This window comes from Streptomyces sp. NPDC048718, assembly GCF_043198875.1.
Classification (GTDB): Bacteria; Actinomycetota; Actinomycetes; order Streptomycetales; family Streptomycetaceae; genus Streptomyces.
Genome location: NZ_JBICVG010000002.1, coordinates 138,691 through 163,643, shown reverse-complemented (window position 1 = coordinate 163,643; position 24,953 = coordinate 138,691). Strand labels below are relative to the sequence as shown.

The following is a 24,953-nucleotide window of genomic DNA, read 5'->3' as shown; positions in this document are numbered from 1 at the left end:
AGGGGGTATGTCCTGGTAGACAGGGGGAGATGGGTGCCAAGGAGCGCGAGCGCAAGGTGTACCGGCCGCTGCGGCGGGCCGGTCTCGAGGTGATTCCGGACGCCGTGCCGGCCGGCACGATCCCCTTCGTCCTCGGATACGGCACCGAGGACGTGGCCGGCGGGTTCTCCTGCCCGTACGACACCCCGAGGCTCGTCGAGCGGCTGAACGAGAGCTGGTACGACCTCGCCGTCTCGGCGGGTCTGTTCGACGACCGGCGGGAGTTCCTCCTCCAACTGCCCCAGGGCGCCCGGTCGCACCAGGAGATCCTGCGCGATGCCGGTTGCGGAGACCGCGGGGCGCCCGAGGTCTGGACCCGGGTTCGGCTGCTCGACCGCTGGGACATCATGGGCCGGGGCGCGCAGTCGGCGTTCCTCGGTATCCACGCCGGTCATCCCGGCTTCGACATGCTGGCCCTCGACGGCAGTGTGTACATCAGGTGCTCGACCGGTGAGCGGGGTGTCGACGTGCTGGAAGTGCGTCGCCCGGACCGCTCGGAGAGCGTCCTGCGGTTTCTGGAACGAATCGTGGCACAGGACGGATCCTTCGGCCGGCACCGCGAGTTCAAGGAACGGATCGCCGCCTGGCTGCGGGAGCGCTGACGGCGTGCCGCCGTCCGGCCGGCCCGCGCCCGCGCCCCGAAACGTGCCGAGACGCGGCGGGCCCCGGGCGGACCCGGCTTACGGCGGCAGGGGTACGGGTGGGCGGGCCGCCCCCCGCCCGCCCGCCATCCCCCTCGGAGCAGGGGATTTCGCCGATCCCGTCGTGTCGGATCCCTGGTGGAAGCGCCCGCGAGGTGCTAGCAAGGGGCATGATCGATTCGCACAGCTCCTACGACGCAGTCATCGTCGGCGGTGGACACAACGGCCTGGTCGCCGCCGCCTACCTCGCCCGCGCCGGGCGCCGGGTCGTCGTTCTCGAACGACTCGGCACCACCGGTGGCGCCGCCGTCTCGACACAGCCCTTCGCCGGGGTCGATGTGCGGCTGTCCCGCTACTCGTACCTCGTCTCCCTCCTCCCCGAGAAGATCGTGCGCGATCTCGGGCTGCGCTTCGCGGTGCAGAAACGTTCCGTCTCCTCGTACACCCCGTACCGCGACTCCGGTCTGCTCGTCGGCGGCGACCAGGAGCGCACCCGCGCCTCCTTCGCCGCGCTCACCGGATCCGACCGTGAGTACGAGGCCTGGCAGGAGTTCTACGGCCGCACCGCGCGCGCCGCCCGGCGGATCTTCCCGACCCTCACCGAACCGCTGCCGAGCCGGGCCGCCCTGCGTGCCCGCCTCGACGACGAACCGACCTGGGACATGCTCTTCGAGCAGCCGATCGGCGCCGCCGTCGAACGGCACTTCGCCGACGACCTGGTGCGCGGCGTCGTCCTGACCGACGCCCTCATCGGCACCTTCGCCGACGCGCACGACCCCTCCCTGATCCAGAACCGCTGCTTCCTCTACCACGTCATCGGCGGCGGCACCGGCGACTGGGACGTCCCCGTCGGCGGCATGGGCGCGCTCACCACCGCCCTCGCCGACGCCGCCCGCGCCGCGGGCGCGACCCTGCTGACCGGCCACGAGGTCACCCGGATCGAGACCGACGGAAGCCGCGCCGAGATCGCGTACCGCACCGCCGACGGCGACGGCGTCATCGACGCGGAGCACGTCCTCGTCAACGCCTCCCCCGAGGCCCTCGCCGAACTCCTCGGCGACCCGGCCCCCGCCGCCCCCGCCGAGGGCGCCCAGCTCAAGGTCAACATGGTGCTGAGCCGGCTGCCGAGGCTCCGGGACCGGGCCGTCGACCCGCGCGAGGCGTTCTCCGGCACCTTCCACATCGCCGAGGGATACGGCCAGTTGGCCACCGCGTACGCCGAGGCCGCCGCCGGCCGGCTGCCCACCGCCCCGCCGGCCGAGATCTACTGCCACAGCCTGACCGACCCGACGATCCTCGGCCCCGAGGCCACCGCCCGCGGCTACCAGACCCTCACCCTCTTCGGGCTGCACGCGCCCGCCCGGCTCTTCGCCGCCGACCCGGACGGCGCCCGCGAAGAACTCCTGAAGGCCACCCTCGCCCAGCTCGACGCCGTCCTCGACGAGCCGATCACCGACTGCCTCGCCCGCGACGCCGACGGCCGGCCCTGTATCGAGGCGAAGAGCCCCGTCGACCTCGAGAACGAACTCCGGCTGCCCGGCGGCCACATCTTCCACCGCGACCTCTCCTTCCCCTACGGCGACGAGGAGGCCACCGGCGCCGCCCGCTGGGGCGTCGGCACCCGCCACCCCAACGTCCTGCTCTGCGGCGCCGGTGCCGTACGCGGCGGCGGAGTGAGCGGTGTGCCCGGTCACAACGCGGCCATGGCGGTACTCGAAGGGCTCGCGGATTGACGCCCGGCCCCGCCCCGCCAGCGGTGTGAAGCTGATCTGCGAGGGCGCTTAAGAAATCCTCGATGGACCGCGGCCCCGACATACGAAAGATTTCGTCCGGGGATTCCGATGTTTCAGCCTGCCCGGAACCCCCGCACCACAGGAATTCGTACGTCGGGAGCCGTGACATTGAAGGCGCTGGTCAAGCAGAAGTCGGAACCGGGACTCTGGCTCGCGGACGTCCCCGAGCCGGAGACCGGACCCGGTGACGTACTGATCAAGGTCAAGCGGACCGGAATCTGCGGCACCGATCTGCACATCCGCTCCTGGGACGGCTGGGCGCGAAAGACCATCTCCACCCCGCTCGTCCTCGGCCACGAGTTCGTCGGCGAGGTCGTCGAGACCGGCCGCGACGTCTCCGACGACATCAAGGTCGGCGACCTGGTCAGCGGTGAGGGCCACCTGGTCTGCGGCAAGTGCCGCAACTGCCTGGCGGGCCGCCGGCACCTGTGCCGCGCCACCGTCGGCCTCGGTGTCGGCCGCGACGGCGCCTTCGCCGAGTACGTGGTGCTGCCCGCCTCCAACGTGTGGGTACACCGGGTCCCGGTCGACCTCGACGTCGCCGCGATCTTCGACCCGTTCGGCAACGCGGTGCACACCGCGCTGTCCTTCCCGCTCGTCGGCGAGGACGTCCTGGTCACCGGCGCGGGCCCGATCGGCATCATGGCGGCGGCCGTCGCCAAGCACGCCGGCGCGCGCAACGTCATGATCACCGACGTCAGCGAGGAGCGCCTCGCGCTCGCCCGCAAGACGGGTGTCTCGCTCGCGCTCAACGTCGCCGAGCAGACCATCGCCGACGGCCAGCGCACCCTCGGTCTCAAGGAGGGCTTCGATGTCGGCCTGGAGATGTCCGGCAATCCGCGCGCGATGCGCGACATGGTCGCCAATATGACCCACGGCGGCAAGATTGCCATGCTCGGCCTGCCCAGCGAGGACTTCGCCGTCGACTGGTCCCGGATCGTCACCTCGATGATCACCGTCAAGGGCATCTACGGCCGCGAGATGTTCGAGACCTGGTACGCCATGTCGGTCCTCCTGGAGGGCGGTCTCGACCTCGCCCCGGTCATCACCGGGCGCTACGACTACCGCGACTTCGAAGCGGCCTTCGACGACGCCGCGTCCGGCCAGGGCGGCAAAATCATCCTCGACTGGACCGTCTGACCACCCCTCCAGGAGCTTCAGCCATGTTCGATTCCGTACGCGACGACATCCGCACCACCCTTGACGAGATCCGCCAGGCCGGGCTGCACAAGCCCGAGCGGGTCATCGGCACCCCGCAGTCCGCGACCGTCGAGGTCACGGCCGGCGGACGCCCCGGCGAGGTGCTCAACTTCTGCGCCAACAACTACCTCGGCCTCGCCGACCACCCCGAGGTCGTCGCCGCCGCCCACACCGCGCTGGACCGCTGGGGCTACGGCATGGCCTCCGTCCGCTTCATCTGCGGCACCCAGGAGGTGCACAAGGAGCTGGAGGCGCGGCTCTCGGCCTTCCTCGGTCAGGAGGACACGATCCTCTACTCCTCCTGCTTCGACGCCAACGGCGGTGTCTTCGAGACCCTGCTCGGCGCCGAGGACGCGGTGATCTCCGACGCACTCAACCATGCCTCCATCATCGACGGCATCCGGCTGTCCAAGGCCCGCCGCTTCCGCTACGCCAACCGCGACATGGCCGACCTGGAGCAGCAGCTCAAGGAGGCCACCGAGGGCGGCGCCCGGCGCAAGCTCATCGTCACCGACGGCGTGTTCTCCATGGACGGTTACGTCGCGCCGCTCGACGAGATCTGCGACCTGGCCGAGCGCTACGACGCCATGGTGATGGTCGACGACTCGCACGCCGTCGGCTTCGTCGGCCCCGGCGGACGCGGCACGCCCGAGCTGCACGGCGTCATGGACCGGGTCGACATCATCACCGGCACCCTCGGCAAGGCCCTCGGCGGCGCCTCCGGCGGTTACGTGGCCGCCCGCGCCGAGATCGTCGCCCTGCTGCGCCAGCGCTCCCGCCCGTACCTGTTCTCCAACACCCTCGCCCCGGTGATCGCCTCCGCCTCCCTCAAGGTCCTCGACCTGCTGGAGTCGGCCGGCGACCTGCGCGAGCGGCTGAACGCCAACACCGCGCTGTTCCGCGCCCGGATGACCGAGGAGGGCTTCGACATCCTCCCCGGCGACCACGCGATCGCCCCCGTCATGATCGGCGACGCCTCCGAGGCCGGCCGGATGGCCGAGCTGCTCCTGGAGCGCGGGGTGTACGTGATCGGCTTCTCCTACCCGGTCGTCCCGCAGGGCAAGGCCCGCATCCGGGTCCAGCTGTCCGCCGCGCACTCGGCCGAGGACGTGAACCGGGCCGTGGACGCGTTCGTCGCCGCGCGGGCCGCTCTGTAGGGCCAGTGTCACGACCCCGGTGTCCGCGCGGCGAGGCGAAGCCCGCCGTGAGGGACACTGGGGACATGATCGAAGCGCGGCGGCTGCACATTCTCCGGGCGGTGGCCGACCACCGCACCGTCACGGCGGCTGCCGCCGCGCTCTATCTCACCCCCTCGGCCGTCTCCCAGCAGCTCGCGGCGCTGGAGCAGGAGACCGGCCACCGGCTCGTCGACCGCAACGCGCGCGGTACCCGGCTGACCCCGGCCGGCGAGATCCTGCTGAGCCACGCCAACGCCGTCCTGGCCCAGCTGGAGCGCGCCGAGGCCGAGCTGGCCGCGTACGGCTCGGGCGAGGCCGGGACGGTCACGGTGGCCGCGTTCGCCACCGGTATCGGCCTGGTCGTCGCCCCCGCCATCGGCGCCCTCGCGCGAAAGGCGCCCGGCATCCGGGTGCGGGTGCGCGACGCCGAGGGGGACGAGAGCCTGCTCATGGTCCTCGACCGGCAGGTGGACGTCGCCGTGGCCGTCGAATACCGGGGCGCGCCCGGCGAGGACGACGCGCGGCTGACCCGCGTGCCGCTGTACGCCGAGCCGTTCGACGCCGTACTGCCCCGGCACCACCGGCTCGCCGACGACGAGCGGACGGCGCTCGCCGATCTCGCCAAGGATCCCTGGATCGGCCAGTCCGCCGGCAATCCCTGCCATGACGTGACGGTGCTGGCCTGCGAATACGCCGGATTCGAGCCCTCTCTGGAACACATCTCGGACGACTTCCGGGCCGTCGTCGCCCTCGCCGGGGCCGGCGCGGGGGTCGCCCTCGTACCGCGCTCGGCCCTGCGCGGCAACGACCTTACGGATGTGGTGGTCCGGCCGGTCGACGGGGTCGCCCCCACCCGCCGTGTCTTCGCCGCCGTCCGGCGCGGCGCGGAGCAGCACCCGCTGATCCGCCCGGTGCTCGACGCCTTGCGCGAGGCCGCAGGGCCGGGGCCGGTGGACGAACCGTAGGGCCGGCCCGCGGCCGAAGACGGACCCGAGGCCGGAGACGGAAAAGTGCCTCCCGGGCGCGGGAGGCACTTCTCGGCGGGCGCCGGCCGGCGCGGTGGGGAAAGGGCCGGTCAGCGGCGCGGGTCCACCAGGATCTTCACGGCCGTCTCGTTGTGGTGGATGAGGGTCTCGAAGCCGTCGTCCACGAGGCCGTCCAGGCCGATCGTCTTGGTGATGAACGGCGACAGGTCGATCCGTCCCTCCTGGACCAGCTTGATGGTCTGCGGGTGGGAGTTGACGTAGGCGATGGTGCCGCGCAGGTCGACCTCCTTGAGGACGAGCTTCTGCATGTCGAGGCTGGCCGGCTTGCCCCAGATCGAGATGACGGTGATGACACCACCCGGCCGGACCGCGTCGAACAGAGTGTCGAGGACGGCGTTGACGGAGGTGGCCTCGAACGCGACGTCCGCCCCCTTGCCGCCGGTGAGACGCCGCACCTCGGCGGCGACGTCGGTGGTGGCGGGGTCGATGACATGGTCGGCGACCTTGGCGTCCAGCGCCTTCTGCCGGCGCAGCGAGCTGAGCTCGCTGACCGCGACCTCCACGCCCATCGCCTTGAGCACCGCGCAGGTGAGCAGCCCGATGGGGCCCGCGCCGCCCACGAGGGCGAAGTCGCCCGCCTTCGCGCCCGAGCGCTCGAAGGCGTGGTAGCCCACGGACAGCGGCTCGATGAGGGCCGCCTGGTCCAGCGGGACGTCGCCGACCGGGTGGACCCACCGGCGCTCGACGACGATCTTCTCCGCGAGACCGCCGCCTCGGCCGCCCAGCCCGATGAAGTTCATGTCGGGCGACAGATGGTAGGTCGGGTTGTTCTCGCTGGTATCGACATCGGGGCGCACGATGTAGGGCTCGACGACGACCCGGTCGCCCGGCTTCAGATCCTCGACACCCTCGCCGACCGCGTACACCACACCGGACATCTCGTGGCCGAGCGTCACGGGGGCGGCCTCGCCGGAGATGGGGTGCGGGTGGCCGGCCGGCGGGACGAAGATCGGTCCGTCGAGGTATTCGTGCAGGTCGGTGCCGCAGATTCCGCAGTACGCGACATCGATGCCGACGGTGCCGGGCCGTACGGCAGGCTCGGGGATGTCCTCGATACGGATGTCACCGCGGTCGTAGTAGCGCGCAGCCTTCATAGTGAACCGACTCCTTCGCTTATTGCCCGAATTAGTCTGATATTAACAATCGGCTTTTACGGGCGATAAGGGAGGGGTCCGGTCGCGCCGGTCATGCGCGCCGCGCCGGGGCGGGAGCGGCCGGTGCCGCCCCGGCGATGTCGGGATCGGGCTGTCGGCGGTGCGCCCAGCGGACGGCCCGGGGGGCCGCCAGGCCCGTGAGGGCGAACAGCGCGCCCGCGACGTACCATCCGGGCCGGCCCCAGGTGACGCAGAGGGCGATGAGCAGCCCCGGGCCGAAGGCTTCGGCCAGTCCGGCGCCGAGGCCGAAGACGCCGAGGTACTGGCCGGTGGCGTGCTGCGGTGCGAGGGCGAAGGACACCTCGAAGCCCGCGGCGGAGTGCCAGAGCTCGCCGACCGTGTGGATCGTCATCGCGGTCACGAGCAGCGCGGCGGCGGCCCATGCGGGGATCCCCGCCGACAGGGAGGCCAGTGAGCAGGAGACGAGAAAGGCCACGCCCGCCCGGCGGTAGGCGGCTCCGCCGGCCGCCGGGGAATCGATGCCGCGGCCGGCTCGCATCTGGAACAGGACGACGATGACGGTGTTGACGAGCATCGTGCCCGAGATGAGCCAGCGCGGGGCGGTGGTGGCGGTGACGAGCCAGAGCGGGACGGCCACCGTGAGCACCTTGAACTGGACGGCCATGACTCCGTCGAGCGCGGTGAGCAGGAGGTAGGGGCGGTCGCGCAGGGCGATCCAGCGGGGGCCGCCGGCGGGGGGCGCGGGCGGGGTCGGCGGCAGGAGGATCAGGATCGCCGCGGAGGCCGCGAAGGCGACCGCGTTGCCGGCGACCAGGAGCCGGTAGGCGGGGAGGGTGCCCACCGTGACGGCCCAGCCCGCCAGCAGGGCGCCGAGGGAGATGCCCACGTTGGTCACGGCGCGGAGGTAGGCGCGGAAGATCTGGGGCCGGCCCCCTCCGTAATGTCTGATGAGAGGGGCGCGTGCGGCCAGTCCGGCGGCCTTGGCGCTCATCGTCGTGCCCACCGTGACGGCGAACAGCCAGAAGCTGTCCGCCAGGACGAAGGCGGCGGTGGCCAGCGCCTGGGCGGCGAGGGTGAGCGCGTAGACGCCGCGCGCTCCGCGCCGGTCCGCCAGGTGGCCGACGCCGATGCCCACGGCCAGGGAGAGACCGCCGGCGATCCCGAGGCCGAGGCCCACCTGGGCCGCGGGGAGGTGGACGGCCTCGGTGAAGTACAGGACTCCGGCGGTCAGATAGAGGCCGCTGCCGACGGTGTAGACGAAGTTCGAGGCGGCGAGGACGCGTTGGGGTCCGGATGTCGGTAACAGAGGCATGGGGTAGCTCCGCGTCCAGGGTGGGTAAGGACTGGACTAGCTTTCTGCTTGTTACTCGTAAAAGCAAGAGAGTTGCAACAAGTGCGATGTGTGGGGTCCTCCAGGGGCGCTCGGTGGTCCCGGACCGGAACGGGAGTGCTTCGGCCGGTGTACGCGGGGGGCGGCGGTTCCCGGAGCCGGGGCGATACGCCGCGATCGGCGTTTGGGTGCCTTCCGCGGCGCCGCCGGATCGCGCCGTCGGATCGCGCCGCCGGAACGTGGCGACTCCGCGATGACCGCCGCCGTTACTCCGCCGGGGCCCCCGGCCCCGACTCGGAAAGTGTTGGTCATCGGGTGATCACTCGTTCTTGAGGTCGTCGGCGAAGCGGCGGGCTGCTTCGGTCTCGATGGGGCCGTGTGGTTCGATCTTCTCGCCGGCGAGCCGGGCGGCCATGAGCCGGATCGTGGCGACCTTGATCATCGCTTCGGCGCGCGGTCTTGCGCTCGTCGTCCCGTGCCAACCGTCCGCACCGTCCCAGCCGGGAGAATGTCCGCTCGACCACCCACCTGCGGGGCAGTACCTGGAAGCCTTCACATCGGCGTTGCGCGGAACCGCGACGATCTCCACGTTCTCCTGCCCGGCCCGGGGCGGGGCGCCCCGGTGCCGTCGGGTCCGCGGCCGGCGATGGCGGTCAGCACGAGCCCGGTGGCGAGCGCGAGGGTGAGCAGGGTGGTGACCAGCGCGTCGGCGTCGGCGATCCACAGGCCGGGCAGCCGCAGCGCGAGGGTGATGAGGCCGGTGAAAGCGGGCCCGGCGAACCGGGAGCGCGGGGCGATGACGGCCGTGACCGTGCAGGCGACGAGGAGGAGCGGGTCGACCAGCGAGGTGGCGGCGACGCCTCGGCCGGGTGAGCCGCCCTCGCCCAGCCACTGCCTCAGCGGTTCGGCGGTGGGGCCGAGGACGGCGAGGTCCCGCAGCGGCCGGACGACGACGAGGAACGCGAGCGCGGCGCAGAGGCCGGCGCCGGTGAGACGTGCCGTGCGTGTCACAGCCACGGCGCCGATACTCGCGGTCAACGGCCGCCCGGGACAATTCCCTTACCGGGTCTCGGGGGGCACCACCCGCTTCTCCTCGGCGAAGTGGCAGGCCGAGTCGTGCCGCGCCGGGCTGTCGGTGTGCCGGAACTCCTCCGGGACGGCGAGCAGCGGGACTTCGAGGGCGCAGCGTTCGCGGGCCTTCCAGCAGCGGGTGCGGAAGCGGCAGCCGGAGGGGATGTTGGCCGGGGAGGGGACGTCGCCGGTGAGGATGAGGCGTTCGCGGTGTTCGCGGGCCGCCGGGTCGGGGACCGGCACGGCGGACAGCAGCGCCTGGGTGTAGGGGTGCGTGGGGTGGTCGTAGATCGCGGCGTCGGAGCCGGTCTCCACGATCCGGCCCAGGTACATGACGCCGACCCGGTCGGAGATGTGCCGGACGATCGACAGGTCGTGCGCGATGAAGGCGTAGCTCAGGCCGAACTCGTGCTGGAGCTGTTCGAGCAGGTTCACCACCTGCGCCTGGACGGAGACGTCGAGGGCCGAGACGGGCTCGTCGCAGATGATGATCTCCGGGTTGAGCGCGAGGCCGCGGGCGATGCCGATGCGCTGGCGCTGGCCGCCGGAGAACTGGTGCGGATAGCGGTTGATGTACTCGGGGTTGAGGCCGACGACGTCGAGGAGGTCCTGGACCTTGCGGCGCCGGGAGCCTTTGGGGGCGACCTCGGGGTGGATGTCGAAGGGTTCGCCGATGATGTCGCCGACCGTCATGCGCGGGTTGAGCGAGGTGTACGGGTCCTGGAAGACCATCTGGATGTTGCGGCGGACCGCCTTGAGGGCGCGCGGGGACAGCTTGGTGATGTCGTCGCCCTTGTACCGGATGGAGCCGGCGGTCGGGCGTTCCAGGTTGACCAGCATCTTCGCGACGGTCGACTTGCCGCAGCCGGACTCGCCGACGATGCCGAGGGTCTCGCCGGCGGCGAGGTCGAAGTCGACGCCGTCGACCGCGCGGACGGCGCCGATCTGCTTCTTGATGAGGATGCCCCGGGTCAGCGGGTAGTGCTTGACGAGGCCGCGCACCTGGAGAAGGGGTTCCTGAAGGGGTTCCTGGGTGAGGGGCGCCCGGGGGGCGGGGTGACGCGGCGGGGGCTCAGCGCTGGCCTCGGCCATGGAGGCACTCCTTCCAGAAGTGACAGGCGCTGGCGCGGGGGACGGGCGATTCGGTGACGGGGTAGAGCGGTGGCTCGTCGGTGCGGCACACGTCCTGGGCGAGCGGGCAGCGCGGGTTGAAGGCGCAACCGGGCGGGATGTGGAGCAGGTTGGGCGGCAGGCCCTGGATGGCGTAGAGCTCCTGGCCCTTCTGGTCCAGGCGGGGGATGGAGTCGAGCAGACCCCGGGTGTACGGGTGCGCGGGGGCCTTGTAGAGCTCGTGGACCGGCGCCTGCTCGACGATCCGGCCCGCGTACATCACGGCGATCTTGTCGGCGACGTCGGCGACGACGCCGAGGTCGTGGGTGATGAGGATGAGACCCATGTTGTATTCGCGCTGGAGCTCCGCGAGGAGTTCCATGATCTGGGCCTGGACGGTGACGTCGAGGGCGGTGGTCGGCTCGTCGGCGATGATCAGGTCGGGCTCCAGGGCGAGCGCCATGGCGATCATGATGCGCTGGCGCATGCCGCCGGAGAACTGGTGCGGGTACTGGCCGACGCGTTCGCGGGCCGCCGGGATGCGGACCCGTTCCATCAGCTCGACCGCCTTGGCACGGGCGTCCTTCCGTGACGCCCCGCGGTGGACGCGGAACATCTCGCCGAGCTGTTCGCCGACGGTGAGGACCGGGTTCAGCGAGGACAGGGCGTCCTGGAAGATCATGGCCATCTTCGCGCCGCGGATCTTCCGCCGTTCGTCCTCCTTCAGTGTCAGCAGGTCCTGGCCCTGGAAGCGGATCTCGCCGCCGGCGATCCGGCCGGGCGGCACGTCGAGGATGCCCATGATGGCCTGCGCGGTCACGGACTTGCCGGAGCCGGACTCGCCGAGCACGGCGAGGGTCTCGCCCGCGTCGACCGAGTAGTTCACGCCGTTGACGGCCTTGGCCACCCCGTCCCGGGTGTGGAACTCCACGTGCAGATCGCGCACTTCGAGCAGCATGGCCTGCCTCACCTCAGCTTGGGATCGAGGGCGTCGCGCACCGCGTCGCCGAGCATGATGAAGGCGAGCACCGTGACGGCGAGCGCGCCGGCCGGCCAGAGCATCATGTGCGGGGCGTTGCGGATGTACGCCGAGGCCGAGGAGATGTCGATGCCCCAGGAGACGGCGGGCGGCTTCAGGCCGACCCCGAGGAACGACAGGGTGGCTTCGAGGGCGATGAAGGTGCCGAGCGCGATGGTGGCGACGACGATCACCGGGGCGACGGCGTTGGGCGCGATGTGCCGGAGCAGTATGCGGGAGTTGGAGGCGCCCAGCGAGCGGGCGGCCTGGACGTAGTCGTTCTGTTTGGCGGTGATGACGGAACTGCGGGCGATCCGGGAGATCTGCGGCCAGCCGAGCAGCACCATGAAGCCGATCACCGGCCAGACGGTGTCGCCGGTGACGACCGACAGCAGCACCAGGCCGCCGAGAACGACGGGGATGGCGAAGAACACGTCGGTGATCCGCGAGAGCAGGCTGTCGCCGGTGCCGCCGAAGAAGCCCGCGAGGCCGCCGAGGACGCTGCCGAGAACGGCGACGCCGAGGGTGGAGAGGACGCCGACCGTGACGGAGGTGCGGGCGCCGTAGACGGTGCGGGTGTAGACGTCGCAGCCCTGGCCGTCGTAGCCGAAGGGGTGGCCGGGCTGGGAGCCCTCCTGGGCCTTGGCGAGGTCGCAGCTCAGCGGGTCGCCGGAGGCGATGAGCGAGGGCCACAAGGAGATGACGATCAGGAAGACGATGACCAGCCCGGAGACGAGGAAGACGGGGTTGCGGCGCAGGTCGTGCCAGGCGTCGGACCACAGGGAGCGGGGCTTCTTGTCGGTGCCGGTGCCGTGCGGGCCGCCCGGGGCGCCCTCCACGGTCTCGGCCTCGGCCATCGCCAGGTCGGCCGCGCCGCCGGCGCCGGTGGCGGCGATGGCCCGGCCTTCCTCGAACGGTTCCAGCTCAGGCATAGCGGATCCTCGGGTCAAGGACGGCGTACAACAGGTCGACCAGCAGATTCGCCACCAGGAAGACCAGCACGAGCACGGTCACGAAGCCGACGACGGTCTGGGTGTTCTGACGGACGATGCCCTGGAAGAGCTGGTAGCCGACGCCGTGGATGTTGAAGATCCGCTCGGTGACGATGGCGCCGCCCATGAGGCCGCCGATGTCGGCGCCGATGTGGGTGACCACCGGGATGAGGCTGTTGCGCAGCAGGTGGCGGGTGATGACGCGGTGGCGTGGCAGGCCCTTGGCGGTGGCGGTGCGGACGTAGTCGGCGCGCCGGTTCTCGGCGATGGAGGTCCGGGTGAGCCGGGTGACGTAGGCGAGTGAGACGGAGGCGAGGACCAGGCCGGGGACGATCAGTTCGTAGACGGGCGCCTCGGGTGAGACGGCGGGTTTGATCAGGCCCCACTGCACCCCGAGCAGCAGCTGGAGCAGCAGGCCGGTGACGAAGGTGGGGACGGAGAGGACGACGAGGGTGAGGAGCAGGACGGCGGTGTCGACGGGCCGGCCGCGGCGCAGGCCGGTGATCACGCCGAGGGTGATGCCGAGGACGATCTCGAAGACGATCGCGACGATGGTGAGCCGGATGGTGACCGGGAAGGCGCTGGCCATCAGCTCGGTGACGGGCTGGCCGTTGAAGGCGGTGCCGAAGTCGCCGGTGAAGACGTTGCCCATGTAGGTCAGGTATTGCTGCCAGACCGGCTTGTCGAGGCCGAACTCCGACTTGAGCTGGGCGACGGTGGCCGGGTCGCACCGGCGCTCGCCGCACAGTCCGGCGATCGGGTCGCCCATCACGTTCACCATCAGGAAGATCAGCAGCGTGGCGCCGAAGAAGACCGGGATCATCTGCAGCAGCCGCCGGATCACGTAACGACCCATGGGCAGGCTCCAAGGGTTGGCTCCGGGTTGGCGGGCGTACGGGGCGCCCTGCTCGGGCGCCCCGATGCGTCACTTGACCTTGATCTGGTCGTAGACCGGGACGCTGAAGGGGTTCAGGGTGACGTTCCCGATCCGGTCCGAGTAGCCGGCGCTGCCGTTCTGGTACCAGAGCGGGATGACGCCCATGTCGTCGCGGAGCACCTTCTCGGCCTCGATGAAGGTGTCGACGGCCTTGGCCCGGTCGGTCTCGGCGTTGGCCTCGTCGACGAGCTTGTCGAACTTCGGGTTCGAGTAAGTGCCGTCGTTGGAGGAGGCGTTGGTGTAGTACATCGGCTGGAGGAAGTTCTGGATGAGCGGGTAGTCCATCTGCCAGCCGGCCCGGAAGGGGCCGCTGAGCTTGTGCTGGGTGACCTGGTTGCGGAAGTCGGCGAAGGTGCCGACCGGGTTGCCGACACAGGCCCGGTTGTTGCCCAGCGCGCGGTTGATGGAGTTGCAGACGGCGTCCACCCAGACCTTGTGGGAGCCGGTGTCGGCGTTGTACGAGATCTTCATGGTGCCGCCGGGGATGCCGCCCGCCTCGGCGACCAGCTTCTTGGCCTCGGTGGGGTTGTACGTACAGGCGGCGCCGCACAGATCGCCGCGGAAGCCGCCCTGTGCGCCGAGCACCGGAGAGGTCCAGTCCTGGGCGGGCGTCCGGGTGTTGTGGAAGATCGTCTCGGTGATCTGCTTGCGGTCGATGGCCATGGACAGGCCGGTGCGCAGCTTCTCCTGACCCGGCTTGTGCCAGGCGGGGTCGTAGAAGGGGAAGGAGAGGGTCTGGATGAGGCCGGCCGGGGTGTTGATGTAGCGGCCGGAGAGGTCGGACGAGACGTTCTTCAGCTGCGCGGCGGGGACGTCGTCGACGAGGTCGAGGTTGCCCGCGGTCAGGTCGGTGTAGGCGGTGTTGTTGTCGGTGTAGACCCGAAGCGTGATGCCGCCGTTTTGCGCTTTGTCCGGACCGGGGTAGCCGCCCCACCTCTTGAGGGCCATCTGCGAGCCCTTGGTGTACGAGTCCACGGTGTACGGACCGTTGCCGACGGGCTTGGAGAGCCAGGCCGCGTGGCTGTCGTAGAAGGCGCGGGGCAGCGGGACGAAGGCCACGTAGCCGAGGGTGTCGGGGAAGGTGGAGAACTTCTGCGACAGCTTGACGGTGAAGGTCCGGTCATTGACGACCTTGAGGCCGGACAGGGTGGTGGCGGTCGGCCGGCCGGTGTCCGGGTGCACCTTGTCGTAGCCGTCGATGTAGCCGAAGAAGTAGGCGTTCTTCTGGTTGTTCTTGAGGTCGGCGCCGTAGTTCCAGGCGTCGACGAAGGACTTGGCGGTGATCTTCTCGCCGTTGGAGAAGGTCCAGCCGTCCTTGACGGTGATGGTGAAGTTCTGCGAGTCCGTCGTCTCGATCTTCTCGGCGAGCATGTTCTTGGCCTCGCCGGTCTTCGGGTCGTAGCGCTTCAGACCGCGGAAGATCATGTCGAGGACCTTGCCGCCCTGGACTTCGTTGGTGTTGCCGGGCTCCAGCGGGTTCTGCGGATCCCCCCAGGAGGAGGAGACGATGCCGTTCGCTCCGTTGACGTCATCACCGCTTCCGCCGCCGCAGGCGGTGGCGGCGAGGGCGACGACGGCGGCCAGAGCGGCCCACCGGACATGCATGGTTCCGCGCATGGAGTGCCTCCGTTCATCACGAATCCTCCGAATGAACCGAATAAATCGAATGTATGAACTTCCGCACAGTACGACCAGGCCTCAATGTCACCCGTTATCAGATTGAGTGCGCTTTCGTGACGTCCGGAAGAACGGAGCCCGGCCCTCCCCAGGGGAACCGGGCGGGCCGGGGTGAGGAGCGGCGGGCCGGGACGAGCCGGGACGAGCCGGGGCGAGCCCGGACGGGCCGTCAGGGCTGGACCGCGCCGACCGGGGAGTACTCGTCGTTGACGGGTGCTCAGTGGGCGGTGGACGACGAGCGCAAGACCGCGCACACCGAAGCGATGATCAAGGTCGCCATGATCCGGCTCATGGCCGCCCGGCTCGCCGGCGAGGAGATCGAACCACAGGGCCCGATCGAGACCGAAGCAGCCCGCCGCCTCGCTGACGACCTCAAGAACGGGTGATCACCCGATGACCCAACACTTTCTCAGGCCGTGAGCGAGCGGACGCTCACGTCACAGCCGCCGCGGTGCCGCCTCGACGCCGTCCGTGATGGTGGTGTTGAACGCGACGGCAGTCTGCGGGAGGTGACGGCGGATCAGATTCACCATCTGCTCGAACAACGGGAGCAGGGGATTTCGCCTTGAGGATCCCGCCGCCGACGACCACCACGTCCCACGGCGCCCGGTCGGCGACTCGACCAGGACGGACTCGGCCGATGCGTCGAACACGACCGGCGTCACCGCCGCGTCGATGCCGTGCTCGCCGAACCGGGCCGGTTCCGCGTCGAGAGCCGCGAGAAGAGCCTCCCCGTCCATGCCGGGAATCGCGGCGCGGGTCGTCATCGATGGGCAGGGCCGAAGGCGGACGGGCAAGCCACCCCGCCCCTCCCCGTCGATGATGTGGAGGGCGCGTCCTAATCCTCCGAGGCCGTCCACCCCTTCGCCTCGATCCGCGACCGGTCCGCCGGCCGGGCCTCGTCGAAGACCGGCTTGCCGGCGGCGTCGAGGAGCCGCAGACCGTCCACGTACACCCCGCGCCCGACGTAGAGCCGGTCGGTGGTGTACCGCCACCGCAGTCGTACCGGCGCCGCCGACCAGGCCGACAGATCGGCGGACAGATCGTGCCACGCGCGCCCCGACCAGCCGCTCGCCGTCCCCGTCGGATGGTCCGTGCCGTGCGGGTGGCCAAAGCCGTGAGGGGAGGTGGCGAAGGGGACGGGCGACCAGTGCGCGCCGCCGTCGGCGGAGGCCTCCAGGGTGACGCCGTCCGCGTCCGGCTCGGTGTCCCACCACAGCGCGCACTCCATCCGCGCCGCGCCCGCGACGTCCGGCAGGGTGAGGGTGGCGGTGGTGCCGTTCGCCATCCCGGAGAACCAGGCGGTACGGCCCCGGGCCGGGCGCACCGGTACGGCGCGGGCCAGCGCGTCGGCGGTGGCGACGCGAGGCGCGGAGCCCGAGCGCCAGGAGCGCACCGGGTGCACCGAGTTGCCCAGCACGATCAGGAACGCGTCGGTCGACGGGTCGAGGACGAGGCTGGTGCCGGTGAAGCCGGTGTGCCCGGCCGTGCGCGGGGTGGCCATGGCGCCCATGTACCAGTGCTGGTAGAGCTCGAAGCCGAGGCCGTGCGCGTCGCCCGGGAACGCCGTGTTGAAGTCGCTGAACATCAGCTCCACCGAGGCGGGGGAGAGGATCCGGGTCGTGCCGTACGCGCCGCCGTTGAGCAGGGTCCGGGCCAGGATCGCGAGGTCCCAGGCGCACGAGAACACCCCGGCGTGCCCGGCGACCCCGCCCATGGCGTACGCGTTCTCGTCGTGCACCTCGCCCCACACCATGCCCCGGTCGAGCCCGGACCAGGGGAGCCGTGAGTCCTCCGTCGCCGCGATGCCCGGCCGCCAGGACGGCGGCGGGTTGTAGCGGGTGCGCTCCATCCCGAGCGGGCCGGTGATCTCGGTGCGCAGGAGTTCGTCGAGGGGGTGGCCGGTGAGCTTCTCCAGGATCAGCTGGAGGGTGATCAGATTGAGGTCGGAGTAGAGGTAGACCGTGCCCGGCGGGTTGGCCGGCACCTCGTTCCACAGCAGCCGCAGCCGTCCTTCCCGGGTCGGCTCCTTGAAGAGCGGGATCCACGCCCGGAAGCCGGAGGTGTGCGTGAGCAGCTGACGTACCGTGACGTCCTGCTTGCCGCCGCCGCCGAACTCCGGCAGATACGTTGTGACCCTCGCCTCCAGTTCCAGCGTGCCGCGCTCGATCTGCCGTACCGCCAGGATCGAGGTGAACAGCTTGGAGACGGACGCCAGGTCGAAGACGGTGTCCTCGCGCATCGGGACCTGTTCGTCCGGCGGCAGCTCGACACCGGTGCCGGTCTTCTCGTCGTACGCGGAGTAGCGCGCCGCCATGCCGATCGGCCGGTGCAGGGCGACGGTCCCGCCACGCCCGGCGAGCAGCACCGCGCCGGCGTACCAGGGGTGCGTGGGGGAGGGGCGCAGGAAGGACTCGGCGGTGGTGACCAGCCGGTCCAGGTGCTCGGGAAGGAGTCCCGCCCGCGCGGCCGAGCCGCGCCGCAGGGTGGTCCGGCGCCCGCTGCCGAAGCCCGGCTCCGGGGCTTCTCCCGCAGCCGTGCCACCCGCCTTGGCCGCGGACCCCGGCCCGGGCTCGGCTCCGGCCGCCGCCGGTACCGCACCGATCATCAGCGCACCTCCCAGGGCCAGGACCCCGCCGCCGAAGGCCCGCCGGCTCGGCCCCCGGCCCTCCGTTCCCGCCCGTCCCGCGGGCATCGTGGTTCCCGTGGTTCCCGTGGTTCCCGTCGTTCTCGGCTCTCTCACCGGTTCCGTCATGCTCATGCTCTCCCACCCACCGCACCGCGCCGAAACAATCTGACACCGCATCAGGAAATCTCTTCCCTCGGCACACCGGCTGCGGCAGCATGCCGCCCATGCAGACGGAGCTGAGCCGCACCCTGGGGATCGAGCACGCTCTCTTCGGCTTCACGCCGTTCCCCGCGGTGGCCGCGGCGATCACCAGAGCCGGCGGACTCGGCGTCCTCGGCGCGGTCCGCTACACCGACCCCGGCGACCTGGCCCGGGATCTCGACTGGATGCAGGCGCACACCGGTGGGCTGCCCTACGGCCTCGACGTCGTCATGCCCGCGAAGAAGGTCGACGGGGTGACCGAGGCCGAGGTCGAGGCGATGATCCCCGACGGCCACCGCGCGTTCGTCCACGACACGCTCGCCCGGCACGGCGTCCCCGAACTGCCCGAGGGGAAGGTGTCCGGCTGGCGCATCACCGGCTGGATGGAGCAGGTCGCCCGGGCCCAGCTCGACGTCGCCTTCGACTACCCCGTCAAACTCCTCGCCAACGCTCTCGGCTCGCCACCCCCCGACGTCGTCGCCCGCGCCCACGACCACGGCATCCTGGTCGCCGCGCTGGCCGGCAGCGCCCGGCACGCCCGCCGCCACGCCGAGGCGGGCATCGACATCGTCGTCGCCCAGGGCTACGAGGCCGGCGGCCACACCGGCGAGATCGCCACCATGGTCCTCACCCCCGAGGTCGTCGAGGCCGTCGCCCCGCTGCCCGTCCTCGCCGCCGGCGGCATCGGCAGCGGCGAACAGATCGCGGCCGGTCTCGCCCTCGGCGCCCAGGGTGTCTGGCTCGGCTCGCTCTGGCTCACCACCACCGAAGCCGGACTCGGTTCCCGCGCCCTCACCGCCAAGCTTCTCGCCGCCGGGTCCGGCGACACCGTCCGCTCCCGGGCCCTGACCGGCAAACCGGCCCGCCAGCTGCGCACCGCGTGGACCGACGCCTGGGACGACCCGGCCGGCCCCGGCCCACTGCCCATGCCGCTCCAGGGACTGCTGGTCGCCGAGGCCGTCTCCCGTATCCAGACGTACGAGGTCGCCCCGCTGCTCGGCACCCCGGTCGGCCAGATCGTCGGCCGGATGACCTCCGAGCGCACCGTCCGGCAGGTCGTCGACGAGCTCACCCGGGGCTTCGAGCGGGCCGTCGACCGGATCGAGCGCATCGCCGGAAGGAGCGCGCGGTGAGCGAGGGACCGGCGCGCGCGGTGAGCGAGGGGCCGGTGCGCGGGGAGGGTGAAGGATTGGTTCGCGGGGAGGGTGAGGGGCCGGCGCGCCGGGAGGGCGAGGCGCCCCGCGGCTTCTGGGCCGAGGCCGCGGCCGACCCGGACCGCGTCGTCCTCGTCGCGCCCGACGGTACGGAGTGGACCGCGGGCCGGCTGCTCGCCGACGCCAACCGGCTCGTCCACGGACTGCGCGCGGCCGGAATGGAACGCGGCGACGCCCTCGCCGTCGTGCTGCCCAACGGCCCCGAACTCCTCACCGCCTATCTCGCCGCCGTCCAGGCCGGGCTCTATCTGGTGCCGGTCAACCACCATCTGGTCGGCTCCGAGATCGCCTGGATCGTCGCCGACTCCGGCGCCCGGCTGCTGCTCGCCCATGAACGATTCGCCGGGGCCGCCGCCCTCGCCGCCGACGAGGCGGGCCTCGCCCCCGCCGGCCGGTTCGCGATCGGCCGGATCGCCGGATTCCGCCCGTACGGCGCACTCCTCGACGGACAGCCGGCGGCGGCCCCCGCCGACCGCACCCTCGGCTGGGTCATGAACTACACCTCCGGCACCACCGGCCGCCCCCGCGGCATCCGGCGCCCGCTGCCCGGTGTGCTCCCCGAGGAGACCCACTTGGGCGGATTCCTCGGCATCTTCGGCATACGGCCCTTCGGCGGCAACGTCCATCTGGTCTGCTCGCCGCTCTACCACACCGCCGTGCTCCAGTTCGCGGCCGCCGCCCTGCACCTCGGCCATCCCCTCGTCGTCATGGACAAGTGGAGCCCCGAGGAGATGCTGCGGCTCGTCGAGACCCACCGCTGCACCCACACCCACATGGTGCCCACCCAGTTCCACCGGCTGCTCGCGCTGCCCGAGGAGACCCGAGGCCGCTACGACGTCTCCTCGATGCGGCACGCCCTGCACGGCGCCGCGCCCTGCCCCGAGCACGTCAAACGCGCCATGATCGAGTGGTGGGGCCCTTGCGTGGAGGAGTACTACGCGGCGAGCGAGGGCGGCGGGACCTTCGCCACCGCCGAGGACTGGCTGAAGAAGCCCGGCACCGTCGGCCGGGCCTGGCCCATCAGCGAACTCGCGGTCTTCGACGACGACGGCAACCGGCTGCCGCCGGGCCGGCTCGGCACCGTCTACATGAAGATGCGTACCGGCGGATTCCGCTACCACAAGGACGAGGCCAAGACCGCGCGCGGCCGGATCGGCGACTTCTTCACCGTCGGCGACCTCGGCGTCCTCGACGAGGACGGCGACCTCTTCCTGCGCGACCGGAAGATCGACATGATCATCTCCGGCGGCGTCAACATCTACCCCGCCGAGATCGAGGCCGCGCTCCTGGCCCACCCCGCCGTCGCCGACGCCGCCGTCTTCGGCATCCCGCACCCCGACTGGGGCGAGGAGGTCAAGGCCGTGGTCGAACCGGCCGAGGGGCACCCGCCCGGCCCGGAACTCGCCGCCGCGCTCCTCCGTCACTGCGCGGGCCGGCTGGCCTCGTACAAGCACCCGCGATCCGTCGACTTCATCGCCGTCATGCCCCGCGATCCCAACGGCAAGCTGTACAAGCGACGCCTGCGGGCGACGTACGGGGAACACCAGGAACACGGGGAGCACAGGCAAGACGGGGAAAACAGGCAGGGCGGGCAAGGCGGGGAAGACCGCGCCGGACCGCGCTGACCGGCTCCCGCGAGGGATTCGGAACCGGCTGCGCGAACGCCTCCGGGACAACGGAGAAGCAGTCCCGCGAACGGCCCCGGAACGGATCCGGGATCGCCACGGGCGGTCCCGCACGACCAGGGGCGCAGCTCGCCTCGGTCCCCTCGAACGTACCTGAGAAATATGCCCTGCGTCGAACGCCCGTCCGATGCAAGAAATGGTGAGGGCCCCGTGATCCCTTGCCTGGCAACGTACTTGAGTGAGCGTCATATTCGGCGCGCACACTTCAAGCGGAGGGTTAGGCTCCCCTTTGTGGCAGGATTCAGGCCATGAGTTCGACTACCGCAGGACTGACACGACAGTGGACCACCTGGGGACCGGTCGTCGCGGCCATCGGCCTGGCCTTCGGATGGGGGCACGACCACCTTCCCGGCTTCGCCGTGGCCCTCATCGTGCTCTGCCTCTTCGCCGCCGTCCTCGCGGCCGTCCACCACGCCGAGGTCATCGCCCTGCGCGTCGGCGAGCCCTACGGCTCACTCGTGCTGGCGGTGGCCGTCACCGTCATCGAGGTCGGGCTGATCGTCACCCTGATGATCGGCGGCGGCGACAAAGCCACCAGTTACGCCCGGGACACCGTCTTCGCCGCCGTGATGATCACATGCAACGGCATCGTCGGCCTCGCCCTCCTGGTCGCCGCGCTACGCAATAGGACAGCGGTCTTCAACGCGGAGGGCAGCGGCGGCGAACTCGCCGTCGTCTGCACCCTCACCACGATGACCATGGTCCTGCCGGCCTTCACCACCACCCACCCCGGCCCCCAGTTCTCCGCCCCCCAACTGGGCTTCGCGGCCGTCGCCTCACTCCTGCTGTACGGCGTGTTCGTCGGCGTCCAGACCGTCCGGCACCGCGACTACTTCCTGCCGGTGACCCGCCCGGGCCAGCAGGGCGACGAAGAGCACGCCCCGCCGCCGAGCGCCAAGCTGGCGTGGATCAGCCTCGGCCTGCTCCTGGTCGCCCTCATCGCCGTCGTCGGAAACGCCAAGCTCGTCTCGCCCACCATCGAGGAGGCCGTCGCCACGGCCGGACTGCCCAAAGCGGTCGTCGGTGTCGTCATCGCCATGATGGTGCTGCTCCCCGAGACCCTCGCCGCCGTGCGGGCGGCCCGCCGCGACCGCATGCAGACCAGCATGAATCTGGCGTACGGCTCCGCCATCGCCAGCATCGGCCTCACCATTCCCACCATCGCGCTGGCCTCGATCTGGCTGGAGGGACCGCTGATCCTGGGACTGGACCCGCTCCACATGGTGCTGTTCGTGCTCACGGCCGTGGTGAGCGCCCTGACGGTGGTGCCCGGCCGGGCCAACCTCCTCCAGGGCAGCGTCCATCTCTCCCTCTTCGCGGCCTTCGTATTCCTGTCCTTCACCCCCTGAACGGGAGGTGAGCGGGCCATGAAACCGGGCGGGAGCGATCGTACGATCCGCTCCCGCCCGGTCGTCGTATCAGCGGTCAGGCCATACCCCGGTCAGGCCATACCCCGGTCCGGCCACCTGCCCCGGCCCGGTCACACTCTCGGTCCGCTTACCGCCCCGGCCCGGTCACAGCCGTGGCCTGCTCACGCCCCGCGCTCAGTCCTTCACGGTCACGACCTTGAGCGCGGGCGAGCGCATGATGTCCTTCTCGCAGAACCGGGAGGTCACCCAGCGCTCGTCCGAGAACAGCCGCGTCTGGTCGCTGTAGTGCGCCGAGAGCGTGTTCTCGGACTGGGAGTACGTCAGCAGGGTCCGGGCCACCGGGCACCGGCTCCCGTCCCAGCCGACCGCCTGGACATGGCTCGTACCGTGCACGACCTCGGTGTAGCCGCCGCCCGCCGCGTTCCACACGGACTCCGTCTTGTTCCAGACGCCCAGCCCCTCGGTGCCGCCGCCCACCGGGATCCGCTCCCCGCCGCGCACCACGAACTGGTGCGGGCCCAGCGGCGCGTCCAGGGCGATCTTGGCCGCCCGCAGCTCGGCCACCGCGTCCTTCAGCGCCTTGGCGAACGTGGGGGAGTCCGTCGCGAGGACGCGCGGAGTGCCCACCGGATCGGCCGCCGAGAACGGCACCTTCCACTGCTCGGCCGGCGGGATCCGCGCCGTGAACTTCCGCCAGAAGCGGTCGAAGAGCAGCGCGCCCCGGCTGTCCGTGTTCATCGTACGGTCCCAGGCCGCGATCACCCGGCACGGCTCCGGATCGCCGGCGAGCACCGAGGCGCAGGCCCGTGCCGTGTCCGACGCGGCCAGATCGCCGATCGGCACCCGGTTGGCGAACTGCTGCCGCTGGAGGTCCCGCACGGTCAGTCGGCCGCGCTCGGCCATCGCCGACACGTCCTCGATCGCGCCGCGGGTGCGCGGGGAGCGTGCGGTGCCGATGGTGCCGAAGACCCGCTCGTAACCGGTGAGGGGCCGGTCGGCGTTGGCCAGCCAGGCGCTGTCGTTGGAGTTCTCCACGTACGGGGCGTCCCGCAGGACCGGCATGTGCGCCGGCCCGAAGATCCCGCTCTGCACGGCGTCCCGGTCCGTGCCGACGGCGCAGTCTCCGCGCGAGCCGTCGAGCACCGCGAGTCCGGAGGTGGGATAGGTGGCCCGGCCGAGCGCCGTCGAGCAGCGCCCGGCCAGCTCGTCGGTGACCCTCGGCAGCACCTGTGCCTGGGTGAACAGAGTGTGTCCCGCCGCGTCGGCGGCGATGGTGTTCACCCAGGGCAGGCCCTGGGTGCGGCGCAGCGACGCCTCGACGTCGCGGGCGGAGCGGGCCTTGGCGAAGCCCAGCTCGGTGTCGGACATCCGCAGATTGGCGGCGTTCGGGTCGCCGAGCGCGTAGGCGGTCGTCGCCGTCCACGGCAGCGGCAGCGCGGAACCGAGCCCGCCGATCACCGGCCCGTACCGGGTCCACCACTGCGTCCGGGTGACCGAGGCGCCGCCGCCGACCGCGACCGTCACCGGGCGCCGGGTCATCTTCTCCCGTCGGCCGTCCACCAGGTACGCGGTCGGGTCGGCCGGGTCGAGGGTGAGCTGGTGCAGGGTCATCGGCACGCCGGTGGCGACGGTGTGACTCCAGGCCACCTTGTCGTTGAAGCCGATGTTGACGACGGGGCTGCCCACCAGAGAGGCGCCGGAGACGTTCAGCTCGCCCGGGATGGTCTGCTGGGACTGCCAGAAGCGCCGGCCGCCCTGCCAGGGGTAGTGCGGATTGCCGAGCAGCAGCCCGCGTCCGCCCGCGGTCGCCCCGCCCCGGAACGCGACCGCGTTGGACCCCATGGTCGCGTTCGCGGCCGAGAACAGTTCCTTCGCCGCGGCGGCGGTACGGCCCGGGTCGGGGCCCGGATCCGAAGCCGGGCCCCGGCGCGTGCTTCCGGCCGGCGCCGGACCGGTGGCGGCGTTGGCGGTGGAGGGCGGCTGGGCGCCGGTGATCCCTTCCACGGCGCGGCCCTGACCGCCGATCACCGCCAGGGCCCAGCTATGGCGCGCCACGTCGAGGGCGGTGATCGGCCGTACCCAGCCGGCGCCCGCACAGGCCGGGTCGGTGATCCGGTTCTGGCGCAGCCAGGCGTTGTAGCCGGCCGCGTAGCCGCGCGTCAGCTCCTCGACCCGATCGCTCGGTCCGGCCGGCGCGGGCTGGGCGAGCAGTGCCTCGACCGTCCCCGCGTCCTTGGCGCCGCGGAAGAACAGGTCACTGGAGAGGTTCTTGGTGACCGAGGACATCGCGCCGTCGGTCACGGCGTCGGGGCCGAACCAGCGGGAGCGTTCGCCGTCCACGGTCACGAAACCGTCGGCCAGCGTGCATATCTGATCGGCGGCCTGCGCCCAGCCGGTGCCGAAGCCCAGGTTCGCGTAGTCCTTGGCCACGATGTGCGGGATGCCGTACTCGGTATAGCGGATGACCGCCGACAGACCGCGGTCCGACGGCCGGTGCGACCGGTCGCCCGGGCCGGTGGCCGCCGCGGCGGGCAGCGAGGCGGTGACGGTGGCGATGGCCGCGCCGAACAGCGCGAGGCGTTTCAGCCGGCCGGGGACGAGGCTGGGAAAGAGAGTGCGCGGATGCAACGTTTCTCCCAACAGACGAGGAACAACGGGCATGAGTCGAACGCGGGGCCCATCCAGACAGGCGGGCGCCCGCCCTGTC

19 protein-coding genes and 2 pseudogenes are annotated in these 24,953 nt (G+C 71.3%); 9 read left to right on the top strand and 12 right to left on the bottom strand.

Going from position 1 to position 24,953, the window contains the following annotated elements; genetic code table 11:
• The first annotated feature begins 29 nt into the window (after nucleotides 1-29).
• The 5 genes from ACGFRB_RS03785 to ACGFRB_RS03765 all read left to right on the top strand — a co-directional run bounded on the left by ACGFRB_RS03785 (nucleotide 30) and on the right by ACGFRB_RS03765 (nucleotide 5,816).
• Nucleotides 30-641 (top strand): hypothetical protein, encoded by a 612-nt coding sequence (locus ACGFRB_RS03785; protein WP_393238555.1) that lies wholly within the window; start codon nucleotides 30-32, stop codon nucleotides 639-641.
• A gap of 209 nt (nucleotides 642-850) precedes the next feature.
• Entirely contained in the window at nucleotides 851-2,413 is a 1,563-nt protein-coding gene (locus ACGFRB_RS03780; protein ID WP_393238552.1) for a phytoene desaturase family protein, read from the top strand.
• A 168-nt stretch (nucleotides 2,414-2,581) separates the two neighbouring features.
• Nucleotides 2,582-3,613 (top strand): L-threonine 3-dehydrogenase, encoded by a 1,032-nt coding sequence (gene tdh / locus ACGFRB_RS03775; RefSeq protein WP_363008275.1) that lies wholly within the window; start codon nucleotides 2,582-2,584, stop codon nucleotides 3,611-3,613.
• Between the two features lie 23 nt (nucleotides 3,614-3,636).
• Nucleotides 3,637-4,830 carry a glycine C-acetyltransferase gene (locus ACGFRB_RS03770; RefSeq protein WP_363008052.1) on the top strand — a complete coding sequence of 398 codons (1,194 nt, stop codon included), beginning with the start codon at nucleotides 3,637-3,639 and terminating at the stop codon, nucleotides 4,828-4,830.
• Nucleotides 4,831-4,895: 65 nt separating this feature from the next.
• On the top strand, nucleotides 4,896-5,816 hold the full coding sequence (locus ACGFRB_RS03765) for a LysR family transcriptional regulator (RefSeq protein WP_393238549.1): 921 nt from the start codon (nucleotides 4,896-4,898) through the stop codon (nucleotides 5,814-5,816).
• Between the two features lie 110 nt (nucleotides 5,817-5,926).
• On the opposite strand, the gene ACGFRB_RS03760 is transcribed toward ACGFRB_RS03765, so the two are convergent.
• The 9 genes and pseudogenes from ACGFRB_RS03760 to ACGFRB_RS03720 form a co-directional block, all read right to left on the bottom strand.
• On the bottom strand, nucleotides 5,927-6,991 hold the full coding sequence (locus tag ACGFRB_RS03760; protein ID WP_393238546.1) for a 2,3-butanediol dehydrogenase: 1,065 nt from the start codon (nucleotides 6,989-6,991) through the stop codon (nucleotides 5,927-5,929).
• 91 nt (nucleotides 6,992-7,082) lie between these two features.
• Nucleotides 7,083-8,324 carry an MFS transporter gene (locus ACGFRB_RS03755; protein ID WP_393238543.1) on the bottom strand — a complete coding sequence of 414 codons (1,242 nt, stop codon included), beginning with the start codon at nucleotides 8,322-8,324 and terminating at the stop codon, nucleotides 7,083-7,085.
• A gap of 337 nt (nucleotides 8,325-8,661) precedes the next feature.
• A pseudogene (locus ACGFRB_RS03750) lies at nucleotides 8,662-8,902 on the bottom strand (IS5/IS1182 family transposase); the annotation flags it as partial.
• The gene (locus ACGFRB_RS03745) at nucleotides 8,895-9,359 is read right to left on the bottom strand and encodes a hypothetical protein (RefSeq protein WP_393238540.1); all 465 of its coding nucleotides are present in this window, start codon (nucleotides 9,357-9,359) and stop codon (nucleotides 8,895-8,897) included. The gene ACGFRB_RS03745 and the pseudogene ACGFRB_RS03750, both read right to left, overlap by 8 nt.
• A gap of 42 nt (nucleotides 9,360-9,401) precedes the next feature.
• On the bottom strand, nucleotides 9,402-10,505 hold the full coding sequence (locus ACGFRB_RS03740; RefSeq protein WP_393238537.1) for an ABC transporter ATP-binding protein: 1,104 nt from the start codon (nucleotides 10,503-10,505) through the stop codon (nucleotides 9,402-9,404).
• Nucleotides 10,486-11,481 (bottom strand): ABC transporter ATP-binding protein, encoded by a 996-nt coding sequence (locus ACGFRB_RS03735; RefSeq protein ID WP_393238534.1) that lies wholly within the window; start codon nucleotides 11,479-11,481, stop codon nucleotides 10,486-10,488. The genes ACGFRB_RS03740 and ACGFRB_RS03735 overlap by 20 nt, the downstream gene beginning before the upstream one ends.
• 8 nt (nucleotides 11,482-11,489) lie before the next feature.
• Nucleotides 11,490-12,473 carry an ABC transporter permease gene (locus ACGFRB_RS03730; protein WP_393238531.1) on the bottom strand — a complete coding sequence of 328 codons (984 nt, stop codon included), beginning with the start codon at nucleotides 12,471-12,473 and terminating at the stop codon, nucleotides 11,490-11,492.
• Nucleotides 12,466-13,389 carry an ABC transporter permease gene (locus ACGFRB_RS03725; RefSeq protein WP_393238528.1) on the bottom strand — a complete coding sequence of 308 codons (924 nt, stop codon included), beginning with the start codon at nucleotides 13,387-13,389 and terminating at the stop codon, nucleotides 12,466-12,468. Before ACGFRB_RS03725 ends, ACGFRB_RS03730 begins: the two co-directional genes overlap by 8 nt.
• A gap of 69 nt (nucleotides 13,390-13,458) precedes the next feature.
• Nucleotides 13,459-15,087, bottom strand: a complete 1,629-nt coding sequence (locus tag ACGFRB_RS03720; protein WP_393238525.1) for an ABC transporter substrate-binding protein — start codon at nucleotides 15,085-15,087, stop codon at nucleotides 13,459-13,461.
• Nucleotides 15,088-15,371: 284 nt separating this feature from the next.
• Between ACGFRB_RS03720 and ACGFRB_RS03715 the strand changes: the two are divergent.
• Nucleotides 15,372-15,533, top strand: a pseudogene (locus ACGFRB_RS03715) (IS5/IS1182 family transposase); the annotation flags it as partial.
• 51 nt (nucleotides 15,534-15,584) lie between these two features.
• Here ACGFRB_RS03715 and ACGFRB_RS03710 read toward each other — a convergent pair.
• Entirely contained in the window at nucleotides 15,585-15,914 is a 330-nt protein-coding gene (locus tag ACGFRB_RS03710; RefSeq protein WP_393238522.1) for a hypothetical protein, read from the bottom strand.
• Nucleotides 15,915-15,985: 71 nt separating this feature from the next.
• The gene (locus ACGFRB_RS03705) at nucleotides 15,986-17,842 is read right to left on the bottom strand and encodes a serine hydrolase (RefSeq protein ID WP_393238519.1); all 1,857 of its coding nucleotides are present in this window, start codon (nucleotides 17,840-17,842) and stop codon (nucleotides 15,986-15,988) included.
• A 158-nt stretch (nucleotides 17,843-18,000) separates the two neighbouring features.
• Between ACGFRB_RS03705 and ACGFRB_RS03700 the strand changes: the two genes are divergently transcribed.
• The 3 genes from ACGFRB_RS03700 to ACGFRB_RS03690 all read left to right on the top strand — a co-directional run bounded on the left by ACGFRB_RS03700 (nucleotide 18,001) and on the right by ACGFRB_RS03690 (nucleotide 22,225).
• A complete protein-coding gene (locus ACGFRB_RS03700; protein WP_393238516.1) occupies nucleotides 18,001-19,110 on the top strand; it encodes an NAD(P)H-dependent flavin oxidoreductase in 1,110 nt (369 codons plus the stop codon).
• Nucleotides 19,111-19,166: 56 nt separating this feature from the next.
• A complete protein-coding gene (locus tag ACGFRB_RS03695) occupies nucleotides 19,167-20,816 on the top strand; it encodes an acyl-CoA synthetase (protein WP_393239424.1) in 1,650 nt (549 codons plus the stop codon).
• 308 nt (nucleotides 20,817-21,124) lie between these two features.
• Nucleotides 21,125-22,225, top strand: a complete 1,101-nt coding sequence (locus tag ACGFRB_RS03690) for a calcium:proton antiporter (protein ID WP_393238513.1) — start codon at nucleotides 21,125-21,127, stop codon at nucleotides 22,223-22,225.
• A 195-nt stretch (nucleotides 22,226-22,420) separates the two neighbouring features.
• On the opposite strand, the gene ACGFRB_RS03685 is transcribed toward ACGFRB_RS03690, so the two are convergent.
• On the bottom strand, nucleotides 22,421-24,874 hold the full coding sequence (locus ACGFRB_RS03685) for a penicillin acylase family protein (RefSeq protein WP_393238510.1): 2,454 nt from the start codon (nucleotides 24,872-24,874) through the stop codon (nucleotides 22,421-22,423).
• Between the last annotated feature and the right edge of the window lie 79 nt (nucleotides 24,875-24,953).